Annotated in this window: 20 protein-coding genes; 4 read left to right on the forward strand and 16 right to left on the reverse strand. The window is 70.4% G+C overall.

Annotation, left to right across the window (positions count from 1 at the left end; genetic code table 11):
* Complete coding sequence (locus JYK02_RS30205) at positions 1-576, reverse strand: sigma-70 family RNA polymerase sigma factor (protein ID WP_207056175.1); 576 nt, start codon at positions 574-576, stop codon at positions 1-3.
* 103 nt (positions 577-679) lie between these two features.
* On the opposite strand from JYK02_RS30205, the gene JYK02_RS30210 reads away from it, so the two are divergent.
* Entirely contained in the window at positions 680-925 is a 246-nt protein-coding gene (locus JYK02_RS30210; protein ID WP_207056177.1) for a hypothetical protein, read from the forward strand.
* Positions 926-941: 16 nt separating this feature from the next.
* Here the strand turns inward: JYK02_RS30210 and JYK02_RS30215 are convergent, their stop codons facing one another.
* Entirely contained in the window at positions 942-1,367 is a 426-nt protein-coding gene (locus tag JYK02_RS30215; protein ID WP_207056178.1) for an OsmC family protein, read from the reverse strand.
* A 253-nt stretch (positions 1,368-1,620) separates the two neighbouring features.
* Between JYK02_RS30215 and JYK02_RS30220 the strand changes: the two genes are divergently transcribed.
* Positions 1,621-1,956 carry a hypothetical protein gene (locus tag JYK02_RS30220; protein ID WP_207056180.1) on the forward strand — a complete coding sequence of 112 codons (336 nt, stop codon included), beginning with the start codon at positions 1,621-1,623 and terminating at the stop codon, positions 1,954-1,956.
* Positions 1,957-1,966: 10 nt separating this feature from the next.
* Here JYK02_RS30220 and JYK02_RS30225 read toward each other — a convergent pair whose 3' ends face one another.
* The 5 genes from JYK02_RS30225 to JYK02_RS30245 form a co-directional block, all read right to left on the reverse strand.
* The gene (locus JYK02_RS30225; RefSeq protein ID WP_207056182.1) at positions 1,967-3,277 is read right to left on the reverse strand and encodes a PQQ-dependent sugar dehydrogenase; all 1,311 of its coding nucleotides are present in this window, start codon (positions 3,275-3,277) and stop codon (positions 1,967-1,969) included.
* Positions 3,278-3,392: 115 nt separating this feature from the next.
* The gene (gene trhA, locus JYK02_RS30230; RefSeq protein WP_207056184.1) at positions 3,393-4,031 is read right to left on the reverse strand and encodes a PAQR family membrane homeostasis protein TrhA; all 639 of its coding nucleotides are present in this window, start codon (positions 4,029-4,031) and stop codon (positions 3,393-3,395) included.
* Between the two features lie 108 nt (positions 4,032-4,139).
* Positions 4,140-4,283 (reverse strand): hypothetical protein, encoded by a 144-nt coding sequence (locus JYK02_RS30235; protein WP_207056185.1) that lies wholly within the window; start codon positions 4,281-4,283, stop codon positions 4,140-4,142.
* 24 nt (positions 4,284-4,307) lie between these two features.
* Positions 4,308-4,526, reverse strand: coding sequence for a hypothetical protein (locus JYK02_RS30240; protein WP_207056187.1), 219 nt, complete (start codon positions 4,524-4,526; stop codon positions 4,308-4,310).
* Between the two features lie 28 nt (positions 4,527-4,554).
* Positions 4,555-6,735 (reverse strand): methyl-accepting chemotaxis protein, encoded by a 2,181-nt coding sequence (locus JYK02_RS30245; RefSeq protein WP_207056188.1) that lies wholly within the window; start codon positions 6,733-6,735, stop codon positions 4,555-4,557.
* Between the two features lie 318 nt (positions 6,736-7,053).
* Between JYK02_RS30245 and JYK02_RS30250 the strand changes: the two genes are divergently transcribed.
* Positions 7,054-7,281: an AcvB/VirJ family lysyl-phosphatidylglycerol hydrolase gene (locus tag JYK02_RS30250; protein ID WP_347402618.1), complete on the forward strand. Its 228-nt coding sequence runs from the start codon at positions 7,054-7,056 to the stop codon at positions 7,279-7,281.
* A 138-nt stretch (positions 7,282-7,419) separates the two neighbouring features.
* Positions 7,420-8,985 (forward strand): carboxylesterase/lipase family protein, encoded by a 1,566-nt coding sequence (locus JYK02_RS30255; protein WP_207056190.1) that lies wholly within the window; start codon positions 7,420-7,422, stop codon positions 8,983-8,985.
* 71 nt (positions 8,986-9,056) lie between these two features.
* Here the strand turns inward: JYK02_RS30255 and JYK02_RS30260 are convergent, their stop codons facing one another.
* The 9 genes from JYK02_RS30260 to JYK02_RS30300 form a co-directional block, all read right to left on the reverse strand.
* Complete coding sequence (locus JYK02_RS30260) at positions 9,057-9,449, reverse strand: hypothetical protein (protein WP_207056191.1); 393 nt, start codon at positions 9,447-9,449, stop codon at positions 9,057-9,059.
* A gap of 76 nt (positions 9,450-9,525) precedes the next feature.
* Positions 9,526-10,551, reverse strand: coding sequence for a hypothetical protein (locus JYK02_RS30265; RefSeq protein ID WP_207056192.1), 1,026 nt, complete (start codon positions 10,549-10,551; stop codon positions 9,526-9,528).
* A 112-nt stretch (positions 10,552-10,663) separates the two neighbouring features.
* Positions 10,664-11,047, reverse strand: a complete 384-nt coding sequence (locus tag JYK02_RS30270; protein ID WP_207056193.1) for a response regulator — start codon at positions 11,045-11,047, stop codon at positions 10,664-10,666.
* A 56-nt stretch (positions 11,048-11,103) separates the two neighbouring features.
* Positions 11,104-12,327 (reverse strand): glutathione-independent formaldehyde dehydrogenase, encoded by a 1,224-nt coding sequence (locus tag JYK02_RS30275; protein WP_207056195.1) that lies wholly within the window; start codon positions 12,325-12,327, stop codon positions 11,104-11,106.
* 162 nt (positions 12,328-12,489) lie between these two features.
* Positions 12,490-13,872 carry an MATE family efflux transporter gene (locus tag JYK02_RS30280; RefSeq protein ID WP_207056196.1) on the reverse strand — a complete coding sequence of 461 codons (1,383 nt, stop codon included), beginning with the start codon at positions 13,870-13,872 and terminating at the stop codon, positions 12,490-12,492.
* A gap of 120 nt (positions 13,873-13,992) precedes the next feature.
* Positions 13,993-14,349 (reverse strand): response regulator, encoded by a 357-nt coding sequence (locus JYK02_RS30285; protein ID WP_207056197.1) that lies wholly within the window; start codon positions 14,347-14,349, stop codon positions 13,993-13,995.
* Positions 14,346-15,971, reverse strand: coding sequence for an ATPase domain-containing protein (locus JYK02_RS40815; RefSeq protein ID WP_207056198.1), 1,626 nt, complete (start codon positions 15,969-15,971; stop codon positions 14,346-14,348). The genes JYK02_RS30285 and JYK02_RS40815 overlap by 4 nt, the downstream gene beginning before the upstream one ends.
* A 22-nt stretch (positions 15,972-15,993) precedes the next feature.
* On the reverse strand, positions 15,994-17,121 hold the full coding sequence (locus JYK02_RS30295) for an ATP-binding response regulator (RefSeq protein WP_347402619.1): 1,128 nt from the start codon (positions 17,119-17,121) through the stop codon (positions 15,994-15,996).
* A gap of 210 nt (positions 17,122-17,331) precedes the next feature.
* The gene (locus JYK02_RS30300) at positions 17,332-19,224 is read right to left on the reverse strand and encodes an RICIN domain-containing protein (protein WP_207056200.1); all 1,893 of its coding nucleotides are present in this window, start codon (positions 19,222-19,224) and stop codon (positions 17,332-17,334) included.
* Positions 19,225-19,268: the final 44 nt, after the last annotated feature.

Consider the following 19,268-nt stretch of genomic DNA (forward strand, 5'->3'; position numbering starts at 1 on the left):
TCAATCCCACCGTCCGGCGAGCACCCGCAGGAGGAGCTCGCGCTTGATGCGCCCACGAAACCGCTCCAGCCGCATGGTGACCGTGCTCTTGCCCACGCCGAGCTGCTCGGCGATCTCCCGCGCGGAGAGCTGACCCTCGATGTAGAAGAGCTGCACGGTCTTCTTCTCCTCGCCTTCGGGCAGCTCCGCGATGAGCTGCCGCACCACCTCGATGTCCCGCTCCACCTGGAGCGTGGGTGGCAGGGCCGGCACCGTCTCCGGTGTCGGGTCCACCCGTTCTTCCTCCATCCGCTGGAGCAGGCTGCGACGCTCCAGCCGCGTGCGCGCCCGGTTGCGCGCGATGGTCAACAACCACGGGGTGAAGGCCCCAGGCGACTTCAGCTGGGACAACCCCCGAAACGCCCGCACGTAGGATTCCTGGAGGATGTCCTCCGCTTCGTCGGGATCCAATGTGCCGAAGCCCGCGACCAGGCGGGCTACCAGGGGGCGGGTGCGACGGTAAAGCTCGCTGAAGGCGGACGGCTCCCCCTGCGTCGCGCGCCGAACCGCGTCCGTCACGTCGTCCGTCTCACCCACCTGCGAAGAAGACCTCCCGGGCACGAATCGGCCACGGGCGCGCATTCTTCCACAGGCATTCGCGGCTAGAGTGAGTCTTTCTCATCTGGTGAGAGGAGAAGGCATGCGGCGCTACCTGGTGGGGCTGGCCTCGGTGGGATGGCTCCTGGCGTTGGCCTGTGGCGCCGCGGACGCCCCTTCGCCGGACAGCCCTTCCGAGGAGGTGGAGGAGCCGACCGGGGAGGATCCAGGCCCGGCGGAGCATGAGCTCACGCCGTGCCTGTCCCAGTGCTACGCGACCTGCGTGGGCAACACGCCCGAGGTCGTCGCGTGCCGGCAGGACTGCCGTGACGCGTGCGCCGGCGGCTGAGGCCGGCGCAAGTCCATCAGGTCGCGAGCTTCGCCTTGAGCGTGATGTTCACGCCCGCGAGCGCCTTGGAGACGGGGCAGCCCTTCTTGGTCTCCTCGGCGATCTGCTGGAAGCGGGCGTCGTCGGCACCGGGGACGGTGGCCTCGGTGCTCAGCGCGATGGTGGTGATGGCGAAGCCCTCGCCCTGCTTGTCCAACTGCACGTCCGCGTTCGTCTGGATGCGCGTGGGCTTCAGGCCGGCCTTCTCCAGCCCCAGCGACAGGGCCATGGAGAAGCACCCGGAGAGCGCCGCGCCGATGAGCTCCTCCGGGTTGCTGCCCTGCTGACCCTCGAAGCGGGTGCCGAGCGAGAAGGGCACCTCCGCGGCGTGGCCCGGCTTCATCGAACCCTTGCCGTCCTTCAGCCCACCATTCCACTGCGCACTGCCCTTGCTGATACCCATGGCGTTCGTCTCCCCATGCGGGTCGCGGCGGCGTGCCGCGTTCGCGCGGCGCAAGGGTAGGGCGCTCGCGGATGCCCGGCCGCCCTGTCTCCGGGGCCGTGCCGGGTTCTGCCGTGGACTGGACGCTCGCTTGCGCCAAGGCCTGGGTTCTGGACGGTTCCAGGTCATCCACCGGGGTTGCGCGGGATTCGAGTTTCTGCGGGACTGCGGGGCCTGAGAGGCATTCCCGCCTCCGCCACCTGGAGCATCCTCCATGCGAAACATGATCCGCGCCTTGGTTTTGACGACCTTCTCCGTGGGCTTCCTCTCCGCCTGCGGTCCGGCCTCGGAGCAGGACGCGTCGCAGCCGGCCGGCGAGGCCTCGCAGGTGGAGCAGGGCATCGGCAAGACGCCCCGCTGTGCCGTCGGCGAGTACGTGGCGGATCAGGTCATCTGGTCCTCGACCTGCGCCGCGTGCAGCGAGGTGGGCGGCGACGGCAGTTGGACGAACGGTACCTACGGCCGCGGCGGCACGCTCTACCAGACGTGCTGCGGCGACAACGGCTGCGGGTCGTGGCAGGTCATCCGGCCGGTCTGCACCCACTGCTAGGCATTGGCCTTCAGCGTTTCGCGCTCACCTTCCACAGCGTGTTGCTGGCGTCATCCGCGACCAGCAACGCGCCGTCCGGCAGCACGGTGACGCCCACGGGCCGGCCGTGCACCTGGGCCTGCTCGGCGTTGGCGATGAACCCCGTGAGGAAGTCCTCCGGCGGGCCTGACGGCTTGCCGTCCCGGAACGGCACGAACACGACCTTGTAGCCGGACAGCTCCGAGCGGTTCCACGAGCCGTGCTGTCCCACGAACGCGCCGCCCTGGTACTTCCGGGGGAACGCCTGTGCTTCGTAGAACGCCAGTCCCAGGGACGCGGTGTGCGCTCCCAGGGACACGTCCGGCACCCGCGTCTTCGCCACCAGGTCCGGGCGCTGGCCCGCCATGCGCGGATCCTCGTTGGCTCCGAAGTACGCGTAGGGCCAGCCGTAGAACCCGCCGTCCTCCACGCGCGTGAGGTAGTCCGGCACCAGGTCCTCGCCCAGGTCGTCGCGCTCGTTCACCGCCGTCCACAGCGTGCGCGTGCCGGGGGCCCAGGCCATGCCCACGGGGTTGCGCAGGCCGCTCGCGTAGACGCGCTCGCCCGTGCCGTCCGGGTTGAGCTCCAGGATGTTGGCGCGGCGCTCCTCTTCCTTGAGTCCATGCTCGGCCAGGTTGCTCGCGGAGCCCACCGACACGTAGAGCTTCGAGCCGTCCGCGTTGGCCAGCAGGTTGCGCGTCCAGTGGTTGTTGTAGCCGCCCGCAGGCAGCGTCAGGAGCTTCTCACCCGGAGCCTGGAGGGACGTCGCGCCGGACGTGTACGGGTAGCGCCAGACGGCGTCCGTGCCGGCCACGTAGAAGCGGTCACCCAGGAGCAGCATGCCCAGCGGCTGCTTCACGCCCTCGAGGAACACCTCACGGACCTCTGGCGTGCCGTCGCGGTCCGCGTCGCGCAGCAGCGTGATGCGGTTGGCGCTGTGGCCCAGGTTCTGCGAGCGCACCTTGCCGGACTCGATGGACTCCTCCTTGTCCTGCTCGCTCTTGAACTCGGAGCTGGCCTCCGCCACCAGCACGTCGCCGTTGGGCAGCACGTAGGTCCAGCGCGGGTTGCGCAGGCCGTCCGCGTAGCGCGTCACCTCGAAGCCTTCCGGGGCCGTGGGGCGCTTGCCCTCGGGCCAGCCGATGACCTGGCTGTAGCGCTCCACCTTGAAGGCCGGGTCGGGCGCGGGCAGCGAAGGCACCTTCGCGGACGCTGTGGAGGCTTCAGGGGTGGAGCGGTGCGCGCAGTCCGTCAGCAGCAGCGCGGCACCCAGGCAGATGGAGGCTCGGGAGAAAACGGTCATGCCCCCGGGTGTATGGGCCCGCCCCCCCGTCCCGCGATGAGAGGCTGTCCCGCGGCTCGCACGGGTGTTGAGTTGTGGGAAGGGGGGCGGGTTGGCGTGCGGTGCCCGACAATGCCTAGCGCCCCACGAAGTCCATCAGCACGGCGTAGTGCGTGGCGGCCGCTGCGACGACCATGATGTGGAAGACCTCGTGGTAGCCGAACACGCGGGGCACGGGGTCGGGCCAGCGGCGCGCGTACACCACCGCGCCCACGGCGTAGAGCACCGCGCCGAAGAACAGCCACCAGACCCGGCTGGGGCCCATCACCCCCGGCAGGTGCCACATCACCGGGGCCGCCACGCAGCCCAGCGCCACGTAGAGCCCGGAGCGCAGCCCCCGCGACGCGGAGATGCCCGCGAGCGTCAGCGTGGCGCCCGTCAGCGCCGCGCCCCACATCACCCAGAGCAGCCGCTGGCTCCAGCCGCCCATGGGGGCCAGCGTCGCCATGGGCGTGAAGCTGCCCGCGATGAGGATGAAGATGGCGGCGTGGTCGAACCGCCGGATCCGCTGGTACGTCGCGGCGCTCCACGTGGGCCAGTGGTAGCCCCCGCTCACGCCGAACATCAGGACCAGGCTGCCGCCGAACACCAGGTTCGCCACGTACTGCGCCCCCTGCACCGGCACCAGCGCCATCCGCACGCACCCCACCAGCGCCGCCACGAACGCGATGACGTGCGACAGGCCGCGCAACCGGGGCTTCAGACTCTCTTCCATGCGGTGCTCGTACTTCCGGCACGTCACGGCTTCGTCAGCGTCCGTGCGCCAACTCGCCCGGGACGTCGCGTGGTCCACGCATCGCCCCGGTGGAGTGTCCTCGGGACGTCAGCGCGCGGCCCCGGGCGGCAGCCGGCACGCGGCATGGCCCAGCACGACGTCCCCGTCGACGGTGCTCGTCGGCGTGGGCGTCCACCCGGCGCGCAGCCGCGCATCCAGGAGCTCATCGGCGGTAGGGCAGTGGTCCCACACGGAGACCGAGGTGACTCCGCCCAGTCACGTGGTGTCGAAGACGAGGTAGCGCGTCTCTTCCCAGGGCAGCACCACGTCGTGGGTGAACTCGTCCTGGACCACCACCGCCGCCACGTCGCGCGGCGGGGTGCTGGCGAAGCCCCAGCGCACCACGTCCTGGAGCAGGGTGAGCGGCGCCAGCTCCCGCGCCAGGGCGGTCCTCCGCTCGGACGGCAGTCCGGAATGGTCGGTCAGGGGCACCATGGCCCGGCAGTGTAGCCGGGCCCGGGCCTCACGCGGCAGCGGGCTTCTGCCCTTCGTCCGAAAGCGTGCCGGAGCGCAGCGCCTTGGTCGCGGCCCCCGACATGACCTCCGCCAGCGTCTGCACGGAGCGGGTGACGGTGCGCGTCTCCTCCACCGCCATCAGCGTGCGCTGCATCTGGCCGGACAGCTCCTGGATGGCCTGGGCAATCTGGTGCGTCCCCGAGTCCTGCTGGGCCACGGCCTGGGTGATCTGCCGCACGCTGCCGCTGGTGTCGCCGATGATGCCCGCCAGCTTCTGCAGCTGCGCGCCGGAGTTGCGGACCGCGTCCAGGCTCACCTGCACGCGCCCCTGGCCCTGCTCGCTCATCTGCGCGGCCTCGCGCATGCTCATGCTCACGCCGTCGAGCACGTCGCGGATGCGCTCGGTGGCGCGGATGGACTGGTCCGCCAGCCGGCGCATCTCCTTGGCCACCACGCCAAAGCCCTTGCCGCTGTCGCCGTTGCGCACCGCCTCGATGGCGGCGTTGATGGCCAGCATGTTGGACTGATCCGCCAGCGTCTTCACGTCGTCGACGATGCTGGACACCTCGCGGGTGCGCTCGTCGAGCGCGAGGATGCGCGCGGCCATGTCCGACACCTCGGTGCGGATGGCGGCCAGGTCCGTCAGCGTGCGCTCCAGCGCCTCGCCACCCTGACGTCCCACCGCCTCCGCGCTCTCCGCGGACGCCGCGAGCAGGCGCGCCTTGTCCGCCGTCAGGTGCGAGCCCTGGCGGATCTCCTCCACCGTCTGCTCCAGCTCCCGCAGTGCGGCCGCCTGACGGCTGATGCCCACGGTCTGCTCTTCACTGGAGGTGTGCAGCTGCTGCACGACGGCCGCCAGCTCGTCCGCTCCCTGTCCCATGCCCTGGGCCAGCAGGCGCACGTCCTTGCGGCGGGCCTCCAGCTGGTGCGTGTACTCCGCCAGCGAGCGCATCACCTCCGACGAGCGGCGCGCCACGATGGCCACGAGCGACAGGGTGACGGTGAAGAAGCCCCAGTGCATCTGGCTGTCGGTGGCCTCATCCATCATGCCCACCACCGGCAGCGTGGCGAGCAGGGACACGAGCGTGAGCCCGCCCAGGCCCGCGACGAAGATGCGCGCGTCCCGGTCTCCCTTCCAGGCCTGGACCACCGCGACGCCCACGCAGACGAGCAGCCCGGGCAGCGAGTAGAGCGCGAAGGCGGGCAGCAGCTTCCACGCGGTGCTCAGGCTCACCACGGCGATCACGCTCTGCACGAGCGCCAGGACGGAGACGAAGGCCGCGCCCCAGCGGAACCAGCGCAGCCGGTCCGCGCCGATGGTATCGGAGATGAACCACGCCAGGCTGGGCACGATGGCGTACGAGCCCACCAGCGTGAGCACGCTGCTGACGACCGTCGCGTCCCAGAGCGCCGCGCACAGGCCGCTGGAGCCGAGCAGCAGCGCGCCGGAGCCCGCGGCGAACACGGTCAGCGACGCGAGCAGGCGCCACTGGCGGCGCAGCAGGGCGGCGCCCAGCGCCACCACGCCGACGGAGACCAGCAGCGTCCCCATGACGAAGGGCGCGAGGCCCTGGCGGGTCATCGTCGCGAGCAACTGCGCGTGCGAGCCGACCTTCGCGTCGCGTGTCACGCCGATGGCGGGGCCGTGGGCCTGGATGCGCAGCAGCACCGGGTGCCCCAGCGAGGCGGGCGGCACGGGCACCAGGTGCCAGGCCAGGTTCTCCATCACCTCCTGGCCGGAGGGGGCGATGGTCCCGCTCGAGTAGACGCGCCGGCCGCCGGCGTAGATTTCGAAGGCGTTGGCGACGTTGCCCAGGAAGAGGGCGGGCTCCAGCCAGGGGCCGTTGGGCAGGGGGATGCTCACCCAGAGGAACGTGTTCGTCCCGCGGCCGGGTGGCTCCTTGAGCGCCTCCATGTGCTGCCAGCCCTCGGCGCCCGCCGGCTCCGTCGCCCACGTGGGAACGCCGTCAGCCCCCAGCGGCGAGTCGCCCCAGCGGAAGCGCCACCCGTCGAGCGCGGGCTGTGCCGCCGCCCGGACCGGCTCCGCGTGCGCGGTGGACGCGAACGCAAGGAGCATCAGCAGCACGGACCCCACCGCCGCGAGCCGCGAGGCGGAGAGGGTCTTCCGGGGGCCGCGGAAGAAAAGCTGGGACTGGACGTCGAGAGCGGAGACGCAAGAGCGACACATTCAAGACACATGCTCCAGCGCCAGGGGGGTCAAAGTAAAATGGGTCCGTGATGCCTCGCCCGCCGTGCCTCCGGGCAGCGCCTCACCATGTTGTCTCTGAACGCCAAGATAACAAGGCAAAACATGGAATCAAGGGCGGACATGGCGTGCGTGAGTCGGAGTGAAAGAGACTACCCCTTGGGTCCAGTCCTCCTCTGGGAGTCAAGGAGAGCGGGCCTGCGAGGGCCCGGCGTGGATCCGCGCTGCCTGCACCCGCGGTCGGGGCGGTGGCGGATCCGTATCACTCCGGGTTGAAAGTCATTGGAGGGCGGCGCGGACGTGGTGCCGGCTACCGCCGCGCGCCTGCCGGAGGAGCTGCGGGCCCTGAAGGGGCTGCCCGTGCTCTGCCTTTACGGCGACGAGGAGCTGGCCGACAGCCTCTGTCCCACGCTGTCCGGCGTGGCCGGCACCCGCGCGGTGCTGCTCAGGGGCGGGCACCACTTCGACGGGGACTACGACGCCATCGCGCGCCTCGTGCTGCGGGAACTCGGTATGGCATTGCCCTGATGCTCCCGGGTCGGGGTGTCCGTCGCCTTGCGGACGCGTGACTGTCTTTGGGTCCCACCGCATTGACTCGCATGGCCTGAACCTCTACTTCGCTTGCCCCCGGTTCTGGCGTGCCGGGTTTCGTGGGGGGTTCCAAACATGGTCCAGCAGTCCGCTCCCGTCGTCAGCACCGTCGAAGGACAGCTCCAAGGCGTGGTCGAGGAAGGGATGTATGCCTTCAAAGGCATTCCATACGCCCAGCCCCCCGTGGGCCCCCTGCGCTGGCGCCCGCCCGCTCCGGTCATGCCCTGGAAGCACATCCGTCAGGCCTCGAAGTGTGGCCAATCCTCGCTCCAGTCGCGCGAGGATTGTATCGCGGGCGGAGGCGGCGACCCGGTGCCCATGGGCGAGGACTGCCTCTACCTCAACGTCTGGACGCCCCGGGTGGACCCGCAGGCGAAGCTGCCCGTCATCGTGTGGATCCACGGCGGCGCGTATGTGATTGGCGCGGGCGGCCTGCCCCCGTACAACGGCGTGCCCCTGGCGTCCCGGGACGCCATCCTCGTCACGCTGAACTACCGGCTGGGCCACCTGGGCTTCCTGGCCCACCCGGCGCTCCTGCAGGAGCCAGGCGGCGGCGCCGCGAACTTCGGCCTGCTGGATCAGCTCGCCGCGCTCCAGTGGGTGAACCGCAACATCGCGAAGTTCGGCGGGGACCCGGGCAACGTCACCCTCATGGGCCAGTCCGCGGGCGCCAAGAGCGTGCTGTCCCTGTTCTGCATGGAGGCCGCGCGGCCGCTCTTCCACCGGGGCGTGGCGCTGAGCGTGTACGGCCTGGACGAGATGCCGCTGGAGAAGGCGATGCTCAAGGGCGAGGCGCTCATCCGCGGCATGGGCGTGACGGACGCGGAGGCGACGCCGGAGCGCATGCGCCAGTTGCCCGCGGACGCCTTCTGGCAGCAGCCGCCGGAGCACTCGCTGGCGCCCGTGGCCGTGTCCGGCGACACGGTGATGCCCCAGTCCATCCTGTCCACCTTCAAGGCGCAGCAGCAGGCGCGCGTGCCGCTCATCCTGGGCAGCACCAGCGACGACGTGAGCGTCATCAGGGCCATGGGCCGCGACCCCATGGAGGTCCTCCAGGCGCTGCGCGACAACAACGTGCCCATCGGCCTGCTCTACCCGGGGGTGACGCCCGACGAGGAGCTGGCCCGGCAGGTGTGCCGCGACATCGTCTTCACGCTCATCCCCCGGCAGATCGCGGACCTGCACTCCAAGGTCTCCGACGCGTGGCGCTTCTACTTCGACTACACCGCCACCGCGCTGCGCCCGCTGCACCCCCACGGCGTCCCGCACGGCTCGGACATCGTGTACTTCCTGGACACGGTGGCCCGCTGCCCGCCCACGCAGGCCGGGGTCACCGAGGAGGACCGCGCGTACTCGCGCCAGGTGAGCGGCTGGATGCTGGAGTTCGCCCGCACCGGCGCGCCCGCGTCCGCGACGGAGTGGCCCCGGCACCAGCAGGGCGAGGACCGCACCCTGCGCATGCAGCAGCCGCCGAAGGTGGAGCACAACTTCATGCAGCTGCGCCTCAACGCCTTCCTGCTCGCCAGCGGCATCATCAACGGCGCGGACAGCGGCACGCGCGGGAAGACGGGCCCCCAGCGCGGCAGCAGCCACCACGGCGCCACGCCCCAGAAGAAGTCCCGGCCAGAAGGGACGCCGTAGCGCGCTAGAAAAGCAAAGGGGCCCGGGCCTTCGCGGCCGGGCCCCTCGTCGCCGCCTTCGCGGCGGGCGGCCTAGCTGCTGAAGAGCACCAGCACGAAGGTGCTGGAGTCCGGCAGCTGGAACACCGTGCCCTGGCGCAGCGAGCCCTTGAAGAAGGGCGCCGCGTCGTAGGCGGTGGCGCCCTTGAGGGCGTCACGGGTGGCCGCCGGCAGCCAGCCGCCGTCGTCCACCTTCACCGTCAGCCGCGTGGGCTTCAGCGCGGCCTGGAGCGCCTGGCCTTCGGCGGCCGGGTACTCCAGCACCGCGAGGAACTGCGTGTCCGTGGGGCCCAGGCCCCCGGGGACGCCGCGCGGAGACTGGCGCCACTGCACCGCCTGGGGGCGGCGCGGCAGCGTCACGGTCTTCTCCAGCGTCTCCAGGTCCGTTCCCGTCTTCGCCGCCGGCGCGGCCGTCTGTGTCGTCATGGATGCACTCCCCCCTGAGGGCTTGTCGCAGGCCAGCGAAACACACCCCAGCAGCAGGGTGGTAGCCAGCGTGCGCCTACCGGCCACCGATGGGACGCGACGTCGCATTCTCCGGGCTCCCCTGGTTCCACGTCACGTGGCGCTGGAGCGTGCCGTAGTTGGTGTACTGGTGCCCCAGGCCCGTGCGCTCCAGCCGGCCGTTGGCCGCGTCCGGCGTGCCGGTGTTGATGTCCGCCTGGCCCGGGTTGAAGTTGTAGCGGTCCTCCGCGTGGAGGGTCATGTCCATCTCGAAGCGGGGCTTCCCGCCCGGCGTCTCCGGCGGGTACACGGTCACCGTCGCGCTGTTCCAGACGGAGTGGCCGCCAATGGCCTTCTGCCAGTTCTCCGTCTCCGGATAGGGGAACTGCTCACTGGAGCCCACGCCAATCTGCGAGCCGGTGATCTGGAACGTCACCGGCTTGCCGGCCAGCGACGGGTCCTGGGCGATCATCTGGTTGTAGGCCGCCTCCGCCGCCTGCTGCGTGTCGCGCGTGGAGTTGGTGAGCACCGCCTGGCCGGCGGGGTCCGTGCTGACGAAGCGCTCGTAGTCGAAGTGCCGGTCCGCGCCGTTGCCGTGCAGGAAGTGGTCGTAGGTGTCCAGGCCGTCCGGGATGTTGTTGTGCGGCACGCCCGGGATGCCCTGGGCGGCGCGCGCGGCCGTGAGCTTCAGCTCCCACTCGGCCCGCGCCGCGTAGTCACCCAGCCCCGGGCTCTCCGTGGGGATGGGGTTCGGGTCGTTGGGGTCGTTGGGGTTCTGCAGGAAGCCGTTGTCGTGGTGGATGTCCGGACGGCGCGGAGGACCCACCTGGTAGTCCGCCACCGTGCCGCCGTTCGTCGCCACCGACGTGCCGGGCGTCCCCACCGGGGTGGGCGTGGCCGTGGCCGTGGGGCCTCCCAGCGCGGGTCCGCCACGGCGGGCGGCCGGGGCGGACTCGAAGCCGTCGGAGGGGCGCCGCGCGACGGCCGGGGCGGGGGGCGGCGGGGGCGGACGGACCTCCGGGGTCAGGGCCTGCTTCACTCGCGCCGCGATGGCGCCGCCAATGGACTCGCCGATTCTGGTCATGTCGGGTCTCCCCCTCGAACCACCGAGACGGTGGACGTTGATGGATTATCGACCCTTGGCGCCCGGAGTTGCGGCGTTTTCACGCCTACATCAGCGCCTGGAGCGGGGCCCCTCAGTGCCGGGTCCGGTAGCGGTCCACGGCGGCCAGGAGCACCTCCGTGCGCACCGGCTTGCCCAGCAGGGCCACCGTCCCGGCCGGAGCCGCCTGGAGGTCCGGGTCCGCGGTGAGCGCCAGCACCGGCAGCCGCGACGCGAGGTCCAGGTTCCGCAGCCGGGAGAGGAAGCGCTGGTCCTCCGGGTTGCGCAGCATCAGGCTGAGCAGCACCAGGGAGGGGACGCGGGACAACTGGGTCAGCACGTCCAGCGCCTGCGTGGCGGTGGCCACGGACAGCACCGTGTAGCCCTCCAGCACCAGCAGGGCCGCCAGGGCCTCACGCAGGTCGTCATAGCTCTCGACCACCAGCAAGGTCGAAGGTTTGTCCAGGGCGTCCACCATCCAACCTTATACGCCGAACCCCGGGGGAGTGCACCCCGGGGCCGGCGGGGCCGAGGCTAGGCGCGGGCCTTGGGGCTGAGCTGGGGCTTGAGGATGACCTTGGTGTAGCCGTCCTTGCGCGCGTCGAACTTCTGGTAGGCGTCCGGCGCGTCCCGCAGCGGCAGGCGGTGGCTGACGATCATGCTCGGCTTCGCGCGGCCCGCGATGATGAGGTCGCGCAGGAAGTGGTTGTAGCGCTTCACCGGCGTCTGGCCGGTGCCCACGGTGATGCCCTTGTCGAACACCTTGGCCCACGGCAGCGGGTAGATGCCCTGCTTCGCGTTCTCATCCGGCGCGCCGGGGTCCGGGGCGATGTAGACGCCGATGACGCCGATGGCGCCCGTGGGGTTCACCAGCTCCACCAGCTGCTCCAGCACCTGGGTGGGCTTCTCCCGGCCGCCGTGCGCGTCCGCGCCCCGGATGTCGCGCGACTGGTAGCCCACGGCGTCGATGCCGCACATCACGCCCAGGGCCTTCTCCTCACCGGGGCGCAGCGCGCCCATGATGAGCGGGTTGCCGCGGCGCAGGTCGACAATCTGCTTCACCGGGTCGCCCTTCGTGAAGTCGATGGGGATGGCGCCCATCTCCTTCACCTTGGCCAGGCGCTCCGGGACGCTGTCCACCACGTAGACCTCCGAGGCGCCGCGCAGGAGCGCGCAGTAGCCGGCGAGCAGGCCCACCGGCCCCGCGCCGAAGACGGCCACCGTGGCCCCGGGCCGCACGTTCGCCAGCTCCGTGCCGTGGTAGGCGGTGGGGAAGACGTCGGACAAGAGGAGGAAGTCGTCCTCCAGCTCGTCGCCCGGCTGCCCGGGCACCTTCAGGCAGTTGAAGTCCGCCCAGGGCACCCGGAGCAGCTCCGCCTGTCCGCCCCGGTACGGACCCATTCCCGCGTAGCCGTAGCCCGCGTGAGGCGCATCCGGGTTGGCGACGAGGCAGGCCTCCGTGCGGCCGCGCACGCAGTCGAAGCACGTGCCGCAGGCGATGTTGAAGGGCAGCACCACGCGGTCGCCCTTCTTGATGCTCACGACGCCGGGGCCCACCTGCTCCACGACGCCCATGTTCTCGTGGCCGAACACCTGTCCGGCCTTGGACGCGGTGCGGCCCTCGTACATGTGCAGGTCGCTGCCACAGATGCCGGCGGACGTGACGCGGATGACGCAGTCGGTGGGCGCCTCCAGCTTGGGGTCCTCCACCTCCTCCACCTGCACCTGGCTGTTCTGCTTGTAGACGACGGCGAGCATGGGCCTCTCCCGGGTTGGGCCATAACGCGGCCCACCAAAAGTGGGACGTGGCGCGTCCACGGGAAGCGGCCGGGGGAAGCGTCACGCCCGTCCGCCCCGTGCAGGAGTGCAGGGCGGGCGCGTGGCCAAACCCTCGCGTCCGTCAGCGGAATGCCGTGTTGCTCAGTGCGCCAGCACCCCCGGCGCCTCCGCCGGGGACACCAGCGACTGGCGCTCCCACGCACGGCTGCGCCAGCGCAGCCACATGGCCAGGCCGCGCGTCCACTCGTCCGCGGCCACCGCGAGCCACACGCCCGCCAGGCCCAGCTGCAGGTGGAACACGAGGAAGTACCCCAGGGGCAGGCTCATGCAGACCATGGACAGCATCCCCATCATCACCGGGAAGGTGGCGTCACCCGCGGCGCGCAGCGCGTTCACCAGCACCAGGTTGAACGAGCGGCCCGTCTCCAGGAGCAGGCTCAGCACCAGCACCTGCGACGTGAGCCGCAGGATGTCGCCGTCCTGGGTGAAGAGGCGGATGAGCGGCTCGCGGAAGAGGATGGCCATGACGTCCACCGCGACGGTGATGCCGACGCTCCACTTGAGACTCTGGAGCACGCGCGCGTACGCGTCCTGGGAGCGCCGCGCGCCCACCAGCCGCCCCACGAGGATGGCCGTGCCCATGCCGATGGCCAGGCTGCACAGGAACACGTACTGGGACATCGCGTTGGCGTACTGCCGCGACGCGAGCGCCACCGGGCCCAGGTACGTCACGTAGTACAGGAACACCGTCTGGCACGCGTGATACGTCAGCTGCTCCACCGCGGACGGCACGCCCACGCGCAATATCTTCCGCACGTACTCGCGCGTGAGCGCCACGAAGTTCGCGGGCCGCATGCGCACGTCCATCACGCGCCAGAGCATCCACGCGAAGACGCCGACGGCCATGGCGCGGCTGAAGACGGTGGACATCGCGGCGCCCGCCACGCCGTGCGCCGGCATGCCGAAGTGGCCGAAGATGAGCACCCAGTTGCCCACCACGTGCACGACGTTCATGCCCAGCGCCACGTACATGGACTGGCGCGTGAAGCCGTACGTGCGGATGAGGCTGGAGAAGACGTTGATGAGCGCCTGCAGGAACAGGAAGCCGCCCGCGATGTGCCAGTAGGTGCTCGCGTACTCCCGCGTCTGGGGCTCCAGGTTCATCCGCGCCAGCACGGGGTCCGCGGCCAGGAGCAGCCCGCCGCTCACCGCGAGCCCCAGGAGGAAGTTCATCGTGATGGCCTGCGCCGCGATGCGCGCCGCCTCCGCGCTCCGCTTCGCGCCCAGGTACTGGGACACGACGATGGACGCGCCGTGGCTCACCACCTCCATCACCAGGATGCAGATGAAGACGTACTGGTTGACGACGCCCACCGCGGAGACGGCGGCGTCCGACACGCCGCTGAGCATCAGCGTGTCCGCCGTGCCCATCAGCATGAAGAGGAAGATTTCGAAGAAGATGGGCCAGGTCAGCCGGAACAGGCCGGGCGCTGGCGGGGACTGCGGCTCGACTTCAGTGGGCATGGATGCGTCGCGTCAGGAGGGCCCACTGTGCGCGCGCGGGATGCCGATTTCAACCGGCCGCACCCGCGACGGCTGCCTGCCCGCCGCGGGTGCTTTGCGCTGAAAAAGTGAGAGCCGGACCTACGACGCCGTCAGCCGGGCCACGGTGTCCACCAGGTCCCGCAGGGAGAAGGGCTTCTTGAGGAAGCCGGCCCACTTCTGTTCCTCGGCCTTCGCGCGGGGCGGCTGGATGGCGCTCATGACGAGGATGGGGAAGTGATGGGTGCCGTCCTTGCGGATGGCGTCGATGGTCTCGTAGCCGTTCATCACCGGCATCATCACGTCGATGATGGCCAGGTCGGGCTTCTCCTCCTTGAGCCTGGCCAGCGCCTCGCGGCCGTTGCCGCAGATGACGACGCGCAGCGCCTCCTCCTCCAGGATGGCCTGGATGGCTTCCGCGATGTCCTGTTCGTCGTCGACGACGAGCACCGTCTTCATGACCGCCTCCGCCGGGACGCGCCCGCCGGGGCCTTCTTCGCGGCCGGCTTCTTCTTCGCGGAGGCCTTCTGGCCCTGCTTCTTGCGCGCGCCCAGGGGGGCCTTCACGCTGGCGGGCCGGGCGGAGTCGCCGCCGGAGATGCGCGCGTGGCCGGTGAGGATGCTCTCCGCGCTCTCGAAGGTCTCCGCGACCTGGATGCCGTCCCCGCTGATGGAGAACTCGCGGATGGCGCTGTCGTAGGCGCTCTCGCGCATCTTCATGATGGAGAGCAGGCGGTAGAGCTGCGAGCGCAGCTCCACGTAGCGCACCAGGATGACGTTCTCCACGGTGGACGCGGCCTCCGGCTGGGGCATGTCCACGCCGGGGCTGAACAGGGGCGTCTCATCCGAGTACAGCGTGGTGACGTCCATCATCCGCAGCTGGTGGGTGAGCGCGGAGAAGAAGCGGCCCATGCGGTCCGGGTACACGGCGGCGGAGCGGAAGCCGGACACGCCGTCGATGAACAGGCGCAGGCGGTCCACCTTGCGCTCTTCAATACGCTCCAGCAGCTTCTCCGCCAGCGAGTCCAGGTTGTGCTCCAGCGGCGGCTGCCACTGGATCTCGATGAGGCCCTCGTCCACGTACTTCTGGAGGTCCCCCATGCCGGTGCCCTCCGCCTTCTCGATGAGGCGGGGAGGGGTCTCGAAGAAGCCGAAGTAGACGCCCGGCTGGCCCTCGCGCGCGCCCTGCAAGAGGAAGTGCAGTCCCAGCAGCGTCTTGCCGGTGCCGGGCGCGCCCAGGAGCAGCGTGGTGGAGCCGGAGAGCACGCCCCCATGCAGCGCTTCGTCCAGGCGGGGGATGCCGAAGGACATGCGGATGCGGTCCTCGCGCCCCTCCGCGGCGGGGTGCGCGAACTGCACCTCCGTGCGCGGGTGGATGACCATGCCCTGGTTGGAGATCTCCACCTCGTGGCGGCCCAGCAGCGACGGCCCGCCACGGAACTTGATGGCGATGAGCTCGCGCACCGCGCGGGGGCCATGCAGCCACAGGGACAACTCGAAGATGCCGTCCACCGCGGTGTTCTCCGGGTGGATCTCCCCCTCGTGGTGCGGGGCGAGCAGCAGCGTGGTGCAGCCCAGGATGCTGCTGAAGGTCTGCAGGTCCTGCAGGAAGCGCTTGAAGCTCAGGTCCGAGCGGGCGAACTCCTTCGCCGCGTCCATGCCGTCGATGATGAGCAGGGTGGTGCCGTGCGCCTGGGCGTTCTTGCGCAAGAGCTCCAGGAGGCCCTTGAGCCCCTCGCGCTCCAGGTCGCGGTAGCCGCTGATGTACTGCAGGCGGTCCGGGATGACGCTGTCGTCGTAGAACGTCATCTGCGACAGGTTCTCCAGCATGCGCCCGTGAGACTCCGACAGGAGCGTCACGTAGAGCGCCTTGCCGCCGTTCTTCACGTGCTGGAAGGCGATCTGGTTGGCCAGCACCGTCTTGCCGGAGCCCGGAGGACCGATGATGGCGTAGGACGAGCCCAGGATGAGGCCGCCCTTGGTGATGAAGTCCAGGCGGGGCACGTTGGTGACGAGCCGCTTCGCCGGACTCTTTCCTTCGTCAGACGGGTTGTTCCCATCCGAGTCATTGCTCTTCGCCACGAATCGTTCTCCTGTGGAGACGTCAGTACCGCTGGGTGCGATGCAAGGGGAGCCTCAGCTCGAAGCACGCGCCCTGGCCCAGGGCGCTCTTCACGGTCAGCGTGCCGTCGTGCGCGGCGGTGATTTCCTGGGCCAGGTAGAGCCCCAGGCCCAGCCCCTCGAAGCGGCCGTCGGACTGCACGCGCTCGAAGCGGCGGAAGATGCGCGCGTGGTCCTGGGGTGCGATGCCCACGCCCTGGTCCTCCACCGCCAGCACCGCCTGGCCGTCCTGCGTGGACAGGCGCGCCTTCGCGGGCCGGCCCTGACCGAACTTGACGGCGTTGGAGAGCAGGTGGCCCACGGCCTGCTCCAGCATGCGTGGGTCGCCGAAGAGCGTGACGGGCGCGTCGGGAAGGACGGCCTCCAGCTCCACGTTCGCGCTGCGCGCCGGGGCCTGGAAGCGCTCCACCTGCTCGCGCACCAGTTGGGAGAAATCCACGGTGTCCACCTGGAGGGCGATGCCCTGCGCGGACAGGCGCGACACGTCCAGCAGGCTGTCCACCAGGTTCTGCAGCCGCGTGAGGTGGCGCACCGCCGGGGTGAGACGCTTCTCCATGGGGCCGTGCGCTTCCATGTCGCCCACCACCATCTCCACCGCGCGCTCCAGGTTGAGGCGCAGCACGGTGAGAGGCGTCTTCAGCTCATGCGCGGCGATGCTGAGGAAGCGGTCGCGCGCGCGCACGGCGTCCCGGGCGCGGGTCTGGAGGCGCAGGAGCGCTTCGATGTTCGCGAGCAGCTCGTCCTCCGCCAGCGGCCGCGTCCAGTACGCGTCCGCACCCTGGGCCAGTCCCCGCACGCGGTCCTCGCGGCGCACGGACACGGACGACAGGTGGGCGATGAGCAGGTCGTGCGTCGCTTCACTCGCCCGCAGGCGGCGGCACACCTCGTAGCCGTCGATGTCCGGCATGTGCACGTCCAGCAGCACCAGGTCCGGCCGCCCCTGGGCGAGCCGGAGCGCCTCGCGTCCGCCGGTGGCCTCGAGCACCTGGTAGCCGCCCTGCTTCAGCGTGAGGCTCAGCAGGTACAGCGTCGCCGGGTCGTCGTTGACGTTGAGGACCGTGAGTGCGGCGGGGCGGGGCGCCTGGGCATTCTGGGTGTCGGAGGTGTTCACGGGCAGTGCAGCGCCAACAGTGGGGGCTGGCGCGGCGAATGGAACCACTCGCATCGAAAAACGCGCGTGGCAGTGTGCCCGGCATCCTGGCGGGTGTTGGCCGCCAGACGGTTCGCGCACGGGAGACGTCCGACTTCGCCCAGGCAGGCCGCCGGACGCTGGCTGCCGGACACTGATGCGGAGCCAGAATTCCGGCTCTGGAGCGGATGATCAGGGCATGGCTTCCAGGCGGAACTGCTGGCAGTCGTTGTTGGACCAGACCCACTGCTGGAGGGCGGCGCCGTCACCGCTGCTCCAGCAGTTGCTCACGTCCAGCACCTTGCCGCTGTGGCGGGCCTCGAAGCGGGTGTAGCCCCCGGAGGTGGCCACCGGCTTGAACTGCTGGTTGGCGCCGCCCACCCACGACCACTGGTGCACGCGCGCACCGTCCGCGGCGCTGACGTCCGCCACGTCCACGGCCTTGCCGCTGTAGCGCGACACCAGCCGCGAGTAGCCGCTGTCGGTGGCCACCAGGGACCACTGCTGGCTCGCACCCGTGTGGCAGGTCCACTGGTGCAGCCCGGTGCCGTCCGCCGCGGACGGGCCCACGATGTCCACGCACTTCCCCGTGGCCTTGTTCACCAGCCGGTACCAGGGGCCCTGCGTGCCGGGCGTCCCGCCCCACTGGAAGGACGCCACCGAGCGCGGCGGCAGCGTGTACTCGAAGGACTGGCCGGCCCAGCGGACCTTGAACGACAGCGTGGCGCCGTCGTTGGAGTTCAGCGCCACCAGCGCGTGCGAGCCGTCCGGGTTCTTGAAGGCGAGCGTCTCGATGTTGTTGTTGCCCAGCGACGTCGCGCCCACGCGCACCGCGCCCGGACGCACCACCTTCGCCAGGTGCGCCCACGCGTAGTACTCCTCGTTGCGCGTGTACGTGCCGTTGGCGTTGTTCACGGTGAACATGCCCCGGCAGTCCGCGCAGCCGCCCACGCGCGGCCCGTGGTTCGGGTCCAGCGCGAGGTTCCAGTAGAAGGACGTGCGGGACCAGTTGCGCAGCGGCCCGAAGAGGTTGTTCTGCAGCGCCCACTCCAGGTTCGCGGCGGCGTTGGTGGCCCAGAAGCCGCCGGTGCACTCCGTGAAGTGCACCTCCTTGGCGGGGTACGCGTCGTGGAAGGCGGACTGGACGCTGTAGCTGCCCTCGGGGCTCTCGTAGCAGTGGTACGCCACGCCCGCGACGGCGCCCTGCGCCTGACCGCCGTTGTAGGCCATCACCTCATGCGGATAGCCCGCGGGGCCGGAGCCGTCGTACCAGTTGTGGTCCCACGCCAGCAGCTTCACGCCGCTGAAGCCCGCGGCGTTGAGCGCGGGCCGCAGGTGCTGGGCCGTGAAGACGGACTGGTCGTTGGACTCCATCTGCATCGTCGGGTAGCTGCCGTTGGCGTTGTGCGGCTCGTTCTGCGGGCTGAGCGCGTGGATGGGCACGCCGTTCGCCTGGTACGCCTGCACGAAGCGCACGAAGTAGTTCGCGTACAGGCCGTACAGGTCGTTGCGCAGGTAGCCGCCGCCGGTGAGCGAGTTGTTGAACTTCATCCACGCGGGCGCGCTCCACGGCAGCGCGAACACCTTCACCTCCGGGTTGATGGCGCGCGCCTGCTGGAGCAGCGGCAGGATGTACGCCGCGTCGTGGCCCACGGAGAAGTCATTCAAGTCACAGCAGGTGTCGTCGTACGTGTAGTTGTTGCGCGAGAAGTCCGACGCGCCCATGGGCAGGCGGATGGCGCTCTGGCCCGCGCCCGCGCTCACGCTGAACAGGTCGTTCATGATGGCCGTGCGCTGCGGCGAGTTGAAGATGAGCCACGCGGAGGCATCCGTGAGCGCGCCGCCGAACCCGTCCACCGTCTGGTACGTCACCGCGTCGTTCACGTCGATGGCCGTCGCGCTGCCGGCTTCCGCGCCGAAGACCTTGTTCGCCTCCACGCTGAGCTTCTTCGACAGCGCGCTGCCCGACGTCGTCGTCAGCCACACCCGCACGGTCTCGTTCGCCGCGCTCGCGGCGGGGGGAAGCAGCGCGGAGGCGGCCAGCAGCAGGCCATGCAGGGGGACACGGGACCACCAGGGGGACATGCGGGGCTCCAGACAGCCAAGGGGGAGCCCCACAGCCTATTCCA

Source organism: Corallococcus macrosporus, from assembly GCF_017302985.1.
Taxonomy (GTDB): domain Bacteria; phylum Myxococcota; class Myxococcia; order Myxococcales; family Myxococcaceae; genus Corallococcus; species Corallococcus macrosporus_A.

Coding starts and splice junctions, on each gene's coding strand:
- JYK02_RS30245 (WP_207056188.1), bottom strand. CDS start 6,735: ATGTGTCGCTCTTGCGTCTCCGCTCTCGACGTCCAGTCCCAGCTTTTC.
- JYK02_RS30275 (WP_207056195.1), bottom strand. CDS start 12,327: ATGCTCGCCGTCGTCTACAAGCAGAACAGCCAGGTGCAGGTGGAGGAG.
- JYK02_RS30300 (WP_207056200.1), bottom strand. CDS start 19,224: ATGTCCCCCTGGTGGTCCCGTGTCCCCCTGCATGGCCTGCTGCTGGCC.
- JYK02_RS30255 (WP_207056190.1), top strand. CDS start 7,420: ATGGTCCAGCAGTCCGCTCCCGTCGTCAGCACCGTCGAAGGACAGCTC.
- JYK02_RS30265 (WP_207056192.1), bottom strand. CDS start 10,551: ATGACCAGAATCGGCGAGTCCATTGGCGGCGCCATCGCGGCGCGAGTG.
- JYK02_RS30280 (WP_207056196.1), bottom strand. CDS start 13,872: ATGCCCACTGAAGTCGAGCCGCAGTCCCCGCCAGCGCCCGGCCTGTTC.
- JYK02_RS30270 (WP_207056193.1), bottom strand. CDS start 11,047: ATGGTGGACGCCCTGGACAAACCTTCGACCTTGCTGGTGGTCGAGAGC.
- JYK02_RS30285 (WP_207056197.1), bottom strand. CDS start 14,349: ATGAAGACGGTGCTCGTCGTCGACGACGAACAGGACATCGCGGAAGCC.
- JYK02_RS30220 (WP_207056180.1), top strand. CDS start 1,621: ATGCGAAACATGATCCGCGCCTTGGTTTTGACGACCTTCTCCGTGGGC.
- JYK02_RS30240 (WP_207056187.1), bottom strand. CDS start 4,526: ATGGTGCCCCTGACCGACCATTCCGGACTGCCGTCCGAGCGGAGGACC.
- trhA (WP_207056184.1), bottom strand. CDS start 4,031: ATGGAAGAGAGTCTGAAGCCCCGGTTGCGCGGCCTGTCGCACGTCATC.
- JYK02_RS30210 (WP_207056177.1), top strand. CDS start 680: ATGCGGCGCTACCTGGTGGGGCTGGCCTCGGTGGGATGGCTCCTGGCG.
- JYK02_RS30260 (WP_207056191.1), bottom strand. CDS start 9,449: ATGACGACACAGACGGCCGCGCCGGCGGCGAAGACGGGAACGGACCTG.
- JYK02_RS30215 (WP_207056178.1), bottom strand. CDS start 1,367: ATGGGTATCAGCAAGGGCAGTGCGCAGTGGAATGGTGGGCTGAAGGAC.
- JYK02_RS30225 (WP_207056182.1), bottom strand. CDS start 3,277: ATGACCGTTTTCTCCCGAGCCTCCATCTGCCTGGGTGCCGCGCTGCTG.